Below are 12,135 nucleotides of genomic sequence, written 5' to 3'. Positions count from 1 at the left end.
TGGAAAACAAGGCCGTCTGAAAGAAATATTATTGCTCTTCGTGCCACTTGTTGCCGTCACGAGCCAACAGCGCGCGCGCAGCTTCAGGACCCCAAGAATGGGCTTCGTAAGCATGTGGAGGCGTTGTATTGTTCGCCCAGTTTTCCAAAATCGGCATCACATATTCCCAAGCGGCTTCGAGTTCGTCACGACGGTTGAACAAAGCGAGTTTGCCGTTAATCACATCCAGCAGCAGACGCTCGTAAGCCTCGGCGCGGCGGCCCTCTACGGCTGAGCCCAAGTCCACGCCAATCGGTGTAACTTCGACTTTGTTGCCTGCACCCGGGGTTTTCACTTGGGTGTAAAGGCGGACGGATTCGGTCGGTTGTAGTTCAATAACCAAACGATTCGGCGCAGGTTGGCTGTTGTCAAAAATATGGTTTTGCAGCGGACGGAAGTTCAACACGATTTCCGCCACTTTGCCTGCCATGCGTTTGCCGGTACGCAGGTAGAAAGGTACGCCTTTCCAACGCTCATTTTCGATTTCGGCTTTGATGGCGACATAGGTTTCAGTAAAGCTGTCTTGCGGAACGTTGACTTCTTCCAGATAGCCGTTCATGCCGTTTGCTGCAACATATTGGCCGCGAATAACATTTTCATTGACGGATTCGATGGTCAGCGGTTTCAGCGATTTGATGACTTTCACTTTCTCGTCGCGTACGGCATCTGCATCCAAGCTCGCCGGTGCTTCCATCGCAGTCATACAAAGCATTTGCATCAAGTGGTTTTGCACCATATCGCGCAACGCGCCGGTAATGTCGTAAAACTCGCCGCGTTCTTCCACGCCCAACTGCTCGGCGATAGTCAGCTGTACGCTTTCAATATATTTGTTGTTCCACAAAGGCTCGAACATCACATTGGCAAAACGTAAGGCCAACAGGTTTTGCAGGCTTTCTTTACCTAAATAATGATCGATACGGTAGATTTGTTCTTCTTTGAAATAACGGGCTACATCTGTATTGATTTGTTGGGAAGAAGCCAAGTCCGTACCCAACGGTTTTTCCAAAACTACACGCACGTTATCGGCATTCAAACCGATTTCGGCAAGGTTTTCACAAGCTTGTGCAAAGAATTTCGGCGCAGTTGAGAGGTAGATCACGACATTTTCAGTATTCTTGCGTGCTTTTACCAAGTCGCCCAAGGCAATGAAATCGCCTTTCTCTGTAACATCGACTTTTAAATACTCGATGCGTTGGATAAACGACGTCCACGCTTCATCTGAGAAGTTTTGTTTGATATGGATTTTAGAATTCGTTTCCACTTTGGCCAAAAAGCCGGCGGTATCCAATTCGCTGCGGCTTACGCCCAAAATACGACCTTCGGGATGAAGCAAACCGGCTACATGCGCCTGATACAGGCAAGGCAAAAGTTTACGCATTGCCAAATCGCCGGTCGCGCCAAACAACACCAAATCAAAATTTGTCTGTGTACTCATTGTTTCATCTCTCGTTGAGGAAGCTTGCTTCAAAACTTTTGGACTGTCGTCATCCATAAAAATCAATTAAAATCAAAAGCCTTTAAGCAATAAGCAGTAAAAAACCAATCGCCTGCACCAAAATTTCAAACAAGCGGGCTAATGAGTAGTAATACTACACATGGCTACAGATTTTGTCCATTCTCATTTTTACAAATTGTTTGATTTAACATAAAAGTTTGATGACTTTTGCAGCCTGCCATTTTACGAATTGACCATACCTCGATTTAAATCAAATTTCTTCCACTTAGTGAATTATTTTGTAACAAAATTACAGAATTTGTACTATAATACGCAGACGCTTCGAAGAGAAAATCTTCAACACTTTCAGACAGCACTTATTATTTATTCCCACAGCTCCAGGCCGTCTGAAAAACACCCAATACAAAAATCAGAAACGCGCAAACAAAATCCCTATCACATCGTTTTGCCAGGAGACAGCACATGAACCCCACTCCTATTCACCCTAAACTCGCCGAGATTACCGAGCGCATTATCGAGCGCAGCCGCCCGACGCGTGAAAAATATCTGGCGAAAATCCGCAGTGCCAAACAGATGGGACGCTTAGAGCGCAACCAACTCGGCTGCAGCAACTTGGCGCACGGCTACGCCTCCATGCCCAAAAGCATCAAAATCGAAATGCTTCAGGATACCGTTCCCAACTTAGGCATCATCACTGCCTACAACGACATGGTTTCCGCACACCAGCCGTTTAAAGACTTCCCCGATCAAATCAAAGACGAAGCACAGAAAAACGGCGCGACCGCCCAAGTCGCCGGCGGTACACCCGCCATGTGCGACGGTATTACCCAAGGCTACGCCGGTATGGAATTGTCGCTGTTCTCCCGCGACGTGATTGCCATGAGTACCGCTATCGGTCTGTCTCATCAAATGTTTGACGGCAGCCTGTTTATGGGCGTGTGCGACAAAATTGTTCCCGGCCTGATGATCGGTGCGTTGTCTTTCGGCCATATTCCAGGCATCTTCGTTCCGGCAGGCCCGATGTCCAGCGGTATCGGCAATAAAGAAAAAGCCCGTACCCGCCAACTTTTCGCCGAAGGCAAAGTTGGCCGTGATGCCTTGCTTGAAAGCGAAATGGGTTCTTACCACAGCCCGGGTACTTGTACCTTCTACGGTACAGCCAACTCCAACCAAATGATGATGGAAATGATGGGCGTGCACCTGCCCGCCGCCGCCTTTGTCCACCCTTATACCGACCTGCGCGAAGCCCTGACCCGCTACGCTGCCGGACACCTCGCACGCGGCATTAAAAACGGCACCATTAAACCATTGGGCGAAATGTTGACCGAAAAATCCTTTATCAACGCCCTGATCGGCCTGATGGCGACCGGCGGTTCGACCAACCACACCATGCACCTCGTCGCCATGGCGCGTGCCGCAGGCGTGATTTTGAACTGGGACGACTTCGACGAAATTTCTTCCATCATCCCATTGCTGATCCGTGTGTATCCAAACGGCAAAGCCGACGTAAACCACTTCACCGCAGCAGGCGGCCTGCCTTTCGTTATCCGCGAATTGCTGGACGCAGGCCTGTTGCACGACGATGTTGATACCGTCGTCGGACACGGTATGCGCCACTACACCAAAGAGCCTTTCCTCATCGACGGCAAACTCGAATGGCGCGAAGCCCCTGAAACCAGCGGCAATGAAGACATCTTGCGCAAAGCCGACAACCCGTTCTCCCCGGACGGCGGTCTGCGCCTGATGAAAGGCAACATCGGACGCGGCGTGATTAAAGTATCCGCCGTGCGCGAAGGCTGCCGTATTATCGAAGCACCTGCCATCGTGTTCAACGACCAACGCGAAGTATTGGCGGCATTTGAACGCGGCGAATTGGAACGCGATTTCGTCTGCGTTGTCCGCTACCAAGGCCCGCGCGCCAACGGTATGCCCGAGTTGCACAAACTGACCCCGCCTTTGGGCATCCTGCAAGACCGCGGCTTCAAAGTGGCGCTGCTGACCGACGGCCGTATGTCCGGTGCGTCCGGCAAAGTTCCGGCGTCCATCCACATGACGCCCGAAGCCCTGATGGGCGGCAACATCGCCAAAATCCGTACCGGCGACCTGATCCGCTTCGACTCCGTTACCGGCGAACTCAACGTTCTGATTAACGAAGCCGAATGGAATGCCCGTGAAGTCGAACACATCGATTTGAGCGCGAACCAACAAGGTTGCGGCCGCGAACTCTTCGCCAACTTCCGCAGCATGACCAGCAGCGCAGAAACCGGTGCCATGAGCTTCGGCGGCGAATTTGCCTAAACCCTTTTCAGACGGCCTTTTAAAACAATCAGGCCGTCTGAAACCATGTTAACGACCCTATTACGATACAGTCCCCAACGGAGACCTAAAATGTCTAAACTGACCCCTCGTGAAATTCTGACTGCCGGCGCAGTTGTGCCGGTAATGGCGATTGACGACTTGAGTACTGCCGTCGATTTATCCCATGCCCTTGTCGAAGGCGGCATTCCCACCCTCGAAATCACCCTGCGCACCCCTGTCGGCCTTGATGCTATCCGCCTGATTGCCAAAGAAGTGCCCAACGCCATCGTCGGCGCGGGTACGGTAACCAATCCCGAACAGCTCAAAGCCGTCGAAGACGCAGGCGCGGTTTTTGCCATCAGCCCGGGTTTGCACGAATCCCTCGCCAAAGCCAGCCACAACAGCAGCATCCCCCTGATTCCCGGCGTTGCCACTCCGGGCGAAGTCCAACTGGCTTTGGAACACGGCATCGATACCCTCAAACTCTTCCCTGCCGAAGTCGTTGGCGGCAAAGCCATGCTCAAAGCCCTCTATGGCCCTTATGCCGATGTTCGCTTCTGCCCGACCGGCGGCATCAGCCTGGCAACTGCACCCGAGTATTTGGCACTGCCTAATGTCTTGTGCGTCGGCGGCTCATGGCTGACTCCGAAAGAAGCCATCAAAAACAAAGACTGGGATACCATCACCCGTCTGGCTCGCGAAGCTGCCGCTTTGAAACCCAAAGCCTAATTAGGTTATAAGGTTAAAAAAGGCCGTCTGAATATGATTTCAGACGGCCTTTTTTACTGCAAGCATACCGAATCAAACATTATTCGGCTTAATATTTATCCTAACTGGCGGCATTAACACACAAAGATTCAATCTTACCTGCCCTCGGGAAGCGGATGGTGTAACGTCCTTTTTGATTGATTTCGGCAAAGCTGAAGCGGTTTTCAGGCGCATCTCCATCAGCCCCTACTTCCAAAGCAATCCGTTTGCCTTTCGGGTCTTTTACAACGACACCTGGACTGACAGGCGCGAATGAAAGCACTAAACCGGCATCTGCCGAACTATTAAAACCAAACACTTGGCCACGTTTAACCTGTAAGGGTTGGTCAATGCAGCCCGTTTCGTTCAGAGGCAGCATTTTTTCAGCAGAGGCAAATGCCGCGCTCCCTAACCCTAAGGCAACAATCAGAGAAAAGCTCAAATATTTCATATAATTTCCTTTTAGAATTGAAATTTAAATACAAACAGATATTTAGCCCAGCATCTGCCCATTCAAATTATCCCTGCCCCAACACTTTCCGTGCCGCTTCCACACCCCAATACAAAGCCTCTTCAAATACCGAATAGCTGCTTAAATCACTGTGTGCAAACAATAATCCGGTATTTCGACTTCTGATTTTTAATAAAGCCTCATCGCTTAAATAGCCGGGTTTCGGCACGCTCATGCCATGCCCGCGAACGGTAATGTCAACATGGGAAACGTGCCGCCAAAAGCCTTCGCCGTAAGCGGTAAGCAGATCTTGGGCGGCAAGCTGGAGCAGCTCTTCGTCGCTTGCTTCAAGCAGCTGTCGGCGGATGGCTTGTGGCGTATCATGGTTGAGCGCGGCGTAGGCGGTAAAAATCGTGCGTTCAGGACGGGCAACCCGGATAAGCTGGTTGGTCGCAACAACATAACCCAGCCCTTGGCTGCCGTAAACCACATTGTCCCACGCAAGTTCGCTGTTGTTTTTTTCTTTCGGGAAACTGTGCAGTTCAAAATTAGAAACCAGCCATGGCGCGTATTCGGGAATGTCCAGACCAAATTGTTCGGGAAATTCAATAATGCGGGCGGCAACCATCAGCGGCATGGCGGAGATAACGTGTTGCGCGGTAACGGCAACGGTTTCCCCTTTTGCATTATCACGCAGCCACACTTTAATCCGGCCGTCTGAAAGCGGTTTGATTTTGACGGCAGAAGCATTAATTGAAGCAGGTTTTTCCAAACGGATACTGCTTTCAGACGGCCATTGCCAGCTTTCCTGTAAACCGGCATGACGGCGCAGGTTTTCAGAAAGATGCGCCAAACCTTCGGGCCAAGTGAGGACGGTTTCCGCGCTGTTGCGGGCGGCAAAATAATGCAGTCCGGCAAAGGCAGACACTTGCCCAATGCCTTGTCCGTAATCGTCGCGGCAACAATAATCGAGATACCATAAAAGCTCGGGTGAGTTATAACTTTCTTGCTCAAGCCATTGTTTGAACGTCAGATTATCGAGTTTGCGCCATGTCTCATCTGCCGATGACAGCGCAATCGGAATGGCAAAAATTTTCTTACCGTCATTGCCGTAAGCCTTTTTCAGACGACCGATTAAATCGAAAAAACGTTTGGAATCCGCATCTTTTTTCGGCAATAAATGTTCCACCCATTTATCCTGATACAAAAGGCGCGATTCGGGCGCATAAACCAAATCGGTTTCCCTAAAGCTGCCGTCCGGCTGCAAAATACCGAAATCCGCCAGCATCTCGCGCACATACACGCTTTCTTTCGACGGCAAAGCCAAATAATGCGCACCGCTCGGCGCTTTCAGGCCGTCTGAAGCGACGTAGGCGGCATTGTTGCCGTTGCGCTCGAACCCTTCCGCCAGCAATACATCGCGATGACCGTGTTTCGCCAAATACCACAACGCCCCCAAACCAGCCGCACCGCTGCCGAGTATCAACGTATTGCATTCATAACGACGAGCTGGCACTTGCAATAATTCTCCGTCGCGCAACAAATGCCCCAACGGTAAGCCGACACGGTTAATAGAAACCGGCGGTTTGCGGTTGAGGTATTTGTAAGTCTGCCAAGAAAAAGTAGAGGCAGCACTAAGCGCGGCGGTATAGCTGAGAAATTGACGGCGGGTTAGCATGTTTTATAAAAAGGTCGTCTGAAAAAATAAAAGTAAAACGGTACAACGAGGTTAAGCAGGTCTCACGTTATTTATGCCCTGCCGAATAACCATGATAGGAGCCGCTGGAACCGGAATGCGATGAATCACTGTCTTCCGCTTGGACATAGTTGAACAAGACGGTAAGGAAAATGATGAAAGCAAAGAAAATAATCGTCCCTACCCGTTCTTCTTCATAATTACGATCGTTTTTATATCTGTCGGAAACCCATATCCATACCAACACACACAGACTGACCGCTATACCAACAGGGTTACGTAGGTGCGGTGACAGCCAGGCCGGAAGGTTGACGATGATAAGAATCAGCATAGCAATGATACGGGCTACATTATCTCTGCTCCCAACATTTCTATTGTCGCCCTTCAGCCAGTAAGAGAGCATCTCCTTAGTATCAAAAGACAGGCCGAATGCCTTTCTCATTTGACGGTAAGACACAGGGCTGCTTTTACTCCAGACAATTTCATCCTTGCTCTGCTCGGAACACAGAATGACATTCCGGCCATAACTTTTCTTGCCGCTATATTCCTTGTAATGAAGCAAATCGCCTTGCTTGACTTTCCAATAAAAAGCACCAGCCGCTGCCTCGACCTGTCCGCGGTAATGATCAATCAACATTTCACTGGCAGGATTGCCACTTGAATCAAAGTCCGGCCATGTGTGTAAGGTTTCTGACAGCCGCCAGCGTTTTCCAGACTCAATCAGCCAGGCAAACCCTTGTTGCGTGTTATAAAGCAGATATTCCGTCCAGTATTCAGACTGATTTTGGTTATAAGACGATATTTCGGCAAATCTTACAGCCCCGATAATCAGATATTCTGTATCGTTCAGACGGCCTGTCGTACCAATGGGAAGCGTAAACAGGTTTTCTTGTTCTTTCCTTCGGGCATTTGCCTCCATCAACGCAACAGTATCTTTTGTCGTGTTCAAACTACTGCCGCAAGACTGACACAAAAGGAAAGAAGTAACACCACTTGGCCAATGGATAGGAGCGCCGCAATGAGGGCAGTTTTCAGAAAGAATCTCTCCTTTCAGACGGCCTGCACTTTCACGGATTTCATCATCACTGCGCTTATTTTCCAGCTTCAAACTGTCCAAACTGACTATGCGTCCGAAGTAGGAGTCCATTGGAAAAGTCGAATAATCCAAGGTCAAAAACAAATTGCCCCGTCGCCAGTCGCAAACCTTGCCTATCGCTTGATTCCCAGATAAATTGAACGGCAACTCGCCTTGCGCATCAGTATTACGGTAATGTATGGTGCGGACATCTGACGCAATAAAGGTTTGGCCATTAAAGATCAACGAACTGGAACCGGCTTTCACCGACTTAAAATTTTTCGGCCCCCGTCTCCTCTTCTGAGCAAGCAAACATGTCATCGCATATAAATCGCCAACCTCGGAAAGCCAGCCAGTCTGCCCGTCATCAAACAAGACATACCATTCATTCCATGCGCCGACATCGTAATGCACCTGCAATCGCCCAATCAGCGTAAATTTCCGATCATCAAAAACGCCTCGCGTTCCAATCTGCAACGGACTGAAATCCTCCATCAGCGCTGAATCACGCCCTGAATTGGCAACAAAATATCCGCTCCTCCCCTTACCGCTTCTAGCAACCAGCATACTGCGGCAATGGCCACACACCAGTGTTACGGCAGTAGCGGAATACGCCTCCACAGGCGCACCACAGCTTGGGCAATCAGTTTTAAAAAAAGGCGTTTTTTCCATATAGCGTCAATATTTCAGTTTAATCAGCGCAAGGTTTAAGGCCGTCTGAAAACGGATTGAATATGTTTTCAGACGGCCGGAAAGATTTTATGGTTCAACCGATAGTTGTATATCATCTAGTATACCTTCGCCACGTTGCGCAACCGTCCAAACAGCCCTTTCAGCCGCCAACTCCCTGCACAAGATTTCCTTCACTTCTTCCAATTTCATACCGCCGCAAATAAATGCGTCTATAGCAGCAAAACGGTGTTCCGGCCAAGTATGGATACTGATATGGGACTCGGCGAGCAGCAAAACGCCGGTTATGCCGCCTGCGCCGCCGAAGGTGTGGAAATGTTCAGTCAATATGGTGGCTTCTGCGGCCTGTGCGGCAGCTGTCAAAACGGTTTTCAGACGGCCTTCATCTTTTAAGATGGCTTCATCGCAGCCGTATAAGTCTAATAGACCATGATTACCGGGGACATGGGTCATTTATGGCCTCCGGAATAACCACTGCCGCCGTAATAACCGCCGGAGTGCATACGAGAGCCGTCAGAGTCAGAAGAGCCGTAGCTGATGATCATGGAGATGACGATGATGATGGTGCTGAAAATGATGTAAGTGATTCTCGACATATTAATCCTCGTCCTCGTCTTTTTTTCCCATGGTCCACAACAACCAGCATCCTATAAAGATGACGGTAAGTGCGGCAGAGCTGTCACCGGTCAGAAGCGCAGGGAAATTGACGACAACCAAGATGGCGGTCATTATGATTCTTAATGATTTATCAATACCGTCTACCGCCATGTTTGCAGTGTAATGCGGTGCGCGGCTGGTTAAATTAAACGCATCTGCAATTTCCCGATAAGCAATGGGTGTACTTCTACTCCATGCCATTTCGTGACTGTTTAGTTCTGCGCCAAGCTTACGGCTTTGTCCGTCTCGGTAATCGCTGTAATAGTTCAAATCACCGCTTCGGATACGCCAATAGAAGGCGCCGGCAGCGACTTCTACCCTACCTCCATAGTCATAAAGTTTGCCATAGCCTTGCGGTTGGCGGTTGCGGTCGAGGCGCGGCCAATCGTTCAAGGTTTCGGAAATATTCCAACCTTCATCAGCTTCAACCAGCCATAAGAAACCCTGAGTTGGGTTGTAAAGCAGATATTCCGACCATTGGCCTTCGGGTGTGAGCACGCGGTTGGCGCCGTTGAACAGGTTGTCGAATGTTTCCTGCGCATCTGTTTCTAAATATCGGATTGCGCCGATAACATGAAACTCTTTATTTTTCAGACGGCCTGTCGAGCCGACAGGCAAAGTAAACATCGTATTTTGTGACAAACGCAGATTATTGGCGGTAATAAGTTCCGCTTTATCTTTGCCGACTGCCAATTCGCTACCGCAACTTTGACAGTTTAGATGGGAAGTCAGACCGTTTACCCAATGAATGGATGAGCCGCAGTTAGGACAGTTTTCTGAAGTAATACTGCCTTTCAGACGGCCTGCGCTTTCTTTAATTTCATCTTCGTGGCGCGTGTTTTCCAGCTTTAAATCATCTAGGTTTACCATCCGCCCGAAGAAGACTTCGGGTGTTTTGTTGCTGTAATCGAGCGTGATGAAAAGGTTTTCGCAACGCCAGTCGGAAACCCGATTTTCTGTATCCTCTTTCAAAACAAACGGCAATTCACCCTGTGCGGCGGCGCGTTTCAAGCTGATTTTGCGGACATCGGAGGCAATATAGTGCTTATCTTGAAAAGTCAGCTCGCTAAATCCGGCTCGCGTGTCTTCAAATTTCGGCGGATTATCGATTTCGACCGGCATTGTCATCACATACAAATCACCCGCCTCAGAAAGCCACCCGGCCCTGCCGTCGTCAAACAGCGCATACCATTCATTCCACGCACCATCGTCGTATTTCACCTGAAGCCGTCCAACCAAGGTAAAGCGTTGCACGACAAATGTGCCGCTGGTTCCGATTTGAAGCGGACTAAAATCTTCTAGCAATGCGGAATCGCGGCCGGAGTCGACAACGCCGTTATCTTGCCGCACTAGCATGCTATTGCAATAGCCGCACACCAGCGTCACGGCGGAGGCAGAATGCGCTTCGACAGGCGCGCCGCAGCTTGGGCAGTCGGTTTTGAAGAAAGGAGTTTGAGACATGGATTTGCTTTTTCAGAATGGGTTGGAGTGTTTCAGACGGCCTTAACGTTTATATCAACTGGTTTTATCAATGATTTCAGATTAGAAACACACCAAATCGCCGAACAGACTCACTCAAATGATTCGAAGGCCGTCTGAAACCTTTTCACAAAAGCAGCTTAATGCTTCTTTTGAATAATATTTTTCAGACGGCCTTCAATTGCTTAACCAATCAACTGTTTCAACACTTCAGCCTTGGCTTTATCAAAATCTTCTTGCGAAATCAAACCGCCATCCAGCAAAGACTTGAGTTTCACCAATTTCACCTGAGGATCTTCGGCAGCCGGCTGAGCATTTTGCTGAGCCTGTTGCGCATTCGGCTGCATCATGCCCGCCATGGCACCCGCCATCGCCTGACCAATACCGGCACCCACGCCCAAACCTGCACCGATTCCGGCAAGTCCGCCTTCATTTTGTGCCGCAAGCGGGATGGATTCGGCGGTTTGATATTGGGTGTAGCGTCCCAAATCGCCGATAACGCCCATCGAAATTTTCTTATCCAACGCAGCCTGAATAGACGCAGGCAAGGTAATGCTTTCAACAGTGAAGTTTTCCAGCGCCAAACCCAGCTTGGCAAATTCCGCACCAAGCAATTCGCCGATTTTTTGCGACAGCAAAACTTGGTTCGCCGCCATATCCAAGAATGGGATACCGGAGCTGCCAAACGCGGCCGCCAATTGGGTGACTGCAATATTGCGCAACTGGTTTTCCAAATCTACACCGCTGTATTGCGCCGCCACGCCGCTGACTTCTTTGAAGAATTTTGCCGGATCGCTGATGCGGTAAGAATACATACCGAACGAACGCAGTTGCACCGCGCCAAACTCGGCATCGCGCACGGTAACAGGTTGGGACGTACCCCATTTTCGTGCGAGCTGTTGTTTGGTATTGAAAAAGTAAACATCCGATTTAAACGGGGATTCAAAGAGCTTGTCCCAGTTTTTCAAGTTGGTCAACACAGGCAACGTTTGCGTATTGAGCGTGTAACGCCCCGGCCCGAACACGTCGGCAGTTACGCCTTCATCGACAAACATCGCCATCTGCGCCTCGCGCACAGTCAGACTCGCGCCGTTTTGAATTTCCTCATCGGCAATCGGAAAACGCCACATCAGCAGGCTGTCATCAGGATTCGGCCATTGAATGACATCGATAAACTGTTTCTTGATAAAGTTGAACATCGCAGTTCCTTATTTGAAGAAGAAGGGATAACTTATGGGCAGTCAGGTCAATTTACCTGGCCGGTTATATCGCTTATTTTATATAAATAGAATGTCATATAATATGAACATTCAAAATGTCTTTATGTATGAAAATAGAGTAAGCAGCCGTATGTGCTTTTACTGTTAAACCAACTAGCCTACCTAGAAACATTAACATACCAACAGGCTTCAAAATTAGACTTTATATTGCCTTAGTTTTACACTATTTCCAGACTTTTTATCTGCACTGTCTCATAAAAAAGACAAATACTTGCGGTAAATCATTAAATAACACACCAAACAGTCAACATATTACCCCAACTGCAT

10 protein-coding genes are annotated in these 12,135 nt (G+C 49.2%); 2 read left to right on the top strand and 8 right to left on the bottom strand.

The features are described from left to right. Window positions 1–28: 28 nt before the first annotated feature. Complete coding sequence (gene zwf / locus ACTHS8_RS08090) at window positions 29–1,474, bottom strand: glucose-6-phosphate dehydrogenase (RefSeq protein WP_254342806.1); 1,446 nt, start codon at window positions 1,472–1,474, stop codon at window positions 29–31. Window positions 1,475–1,957: 483 nt separating this feature from the next. Between zwf and edd the strand changes: the two genes are divergently transcribed. Beyond that, window positions 1,958–3,793, top strand: coding sequence for a phosphogluconate dehydratase (gene edd, locus ACTHS8_RS08085; RefSeq protein WP_440373440.1), 1,836 nt, complete (start codon window positions 1,958–1,960; stop codon window positions 3,791–3,793). A 90-nt stretch (window positions 3,794–3,883) separates the two neighbouring features. Then, window positions 3,884–4,522: a bifunctional 4-hydroxy-2-oxoglutarate aldolase/2-dehydro-3-deoxy-phosphogluconate aldolase gene (locus ACTHS8_RS08080; protein ID WP_254342804.1), complete on the top strand. Its 639-nt coding sequence runs from the start codon at window positions 3,884–3,886 to the stop codon at window positions 4,520–4,522. 100 nt (window positions 4,523–4,622) lie between these two features. Here the strand turns inward: ACTHS8_RS08080 and ACTHS8_RS08075 are convergent, their stop codons facing one another. The 7 genes from ACTHS8_RS08075 to ACTHS8_RS08045 all read right to left on the bottom strand — a co-directional run bounded on the left by ACTHS8_RS08075 (window position 4,623) and on the right by ACTHS8_RS08045 (window position 11,787). Then, window positions 4,623–4,991 carry a hypothetical protein gene (locus ACTHS8_RS08075; protein ID WP_254345904.1) on the bottom strand — a complete coding sequence of 123 codons (369 nt, stop codon included), beginning with the start codon at window positions 4,989–4,991 and terminating at the stop codon, window positions 4,623–4,625. A 67-nt stretch (window positions 4,992–5,058) separates the two neighbouring features. Continuing rightward, entirely contained in the window at window positions 5,059–6,669 is a 1,611-nt protein-coding gene (locus ACTHS8_RS08070; protein ID WP_440373439.1) for an NAD(P)-binding protein, read from the bottom strand. Between the two features lie 67 nt (window positions 6,670–6,736). Then, window positions 6,737–8,434 (bottom strand): DUF4178 domain-containing protein, encoded by a 1,698-nt coding sequence (locus ACTHS8_RS08065; RefSeq protein WP_440373438.1) that lies wholly within the window; start codon window positions 8,432–8,434, stop codon window positions 6,737–6,739. Between the two features lie 87 nt (window positions 8,435–8,521). After that, the gene (speD, locus tag ACTHS8_RS08060; RefSeq protein WP_254342799.1) at window positions 8,522–8,905 is read right to left on the bottom strand and encodes an adenosylmethionine decarboxylase; all 384 of its coding nucleotides are present in this window, start codon (window positions 8,903–8,905) and stop codon (window positions 8,522–8,524) included. Continuing rightward, window positions 8,902–9,048: a hypothetical protein gene (locus ACTHS8_RS08055; RefSeq protein WP_162837292.1), complete on the bottom strand. Its 147-nt coding sequence runs from the start codon at window positions 9,046–9,048 to the stop codon at window positions 8,902–8,904. The genes speD and ACTHS8_RS08055 overlap by 4 nt, the downstream gene beginning before the upstream one ends. Before the next feature lies 1 nt (window position 9,049). Then, complete coding sequence (locus ACTHS8_RS08050; RefSeq protein WP_440373437.1) at window positions 9,050–10,570, bottom strand: DUF4178 domain-containing protein; 1,521 nt, start codon at window positions 10,568–10,570, stop codon at window positions 9,050–9,052. Between the two features lie 203 nt (window positions 10,571–10,773). After that, a complete protein-coding gene (locus tag ACTHS8_RS08045) occupies window positions 10,774–11,787 on the bottom strand; it encodes an SPFH domain-containing protein (protein WP_063075971.1) in 1,014 nt (337 codons plus the stop codon). Window positions 11,788–12,135: the final 348 nt, after the last annotated feature.

Source organism: Neisseria sp. P0016.S008 (assembly GCF_051957775.1).
Lineage (GTDB): Bacteria > Pseudomonadota > Gammaproteobacteria > Burkholderiales > Neisseriaceae > Neisseria > Neisseria flavescens_B.
The sequence above is the reverse complement of the archived record's forward strand: the minus strand, read 5'-3'. Positions and strand labels throughout refer to the sequence as shown.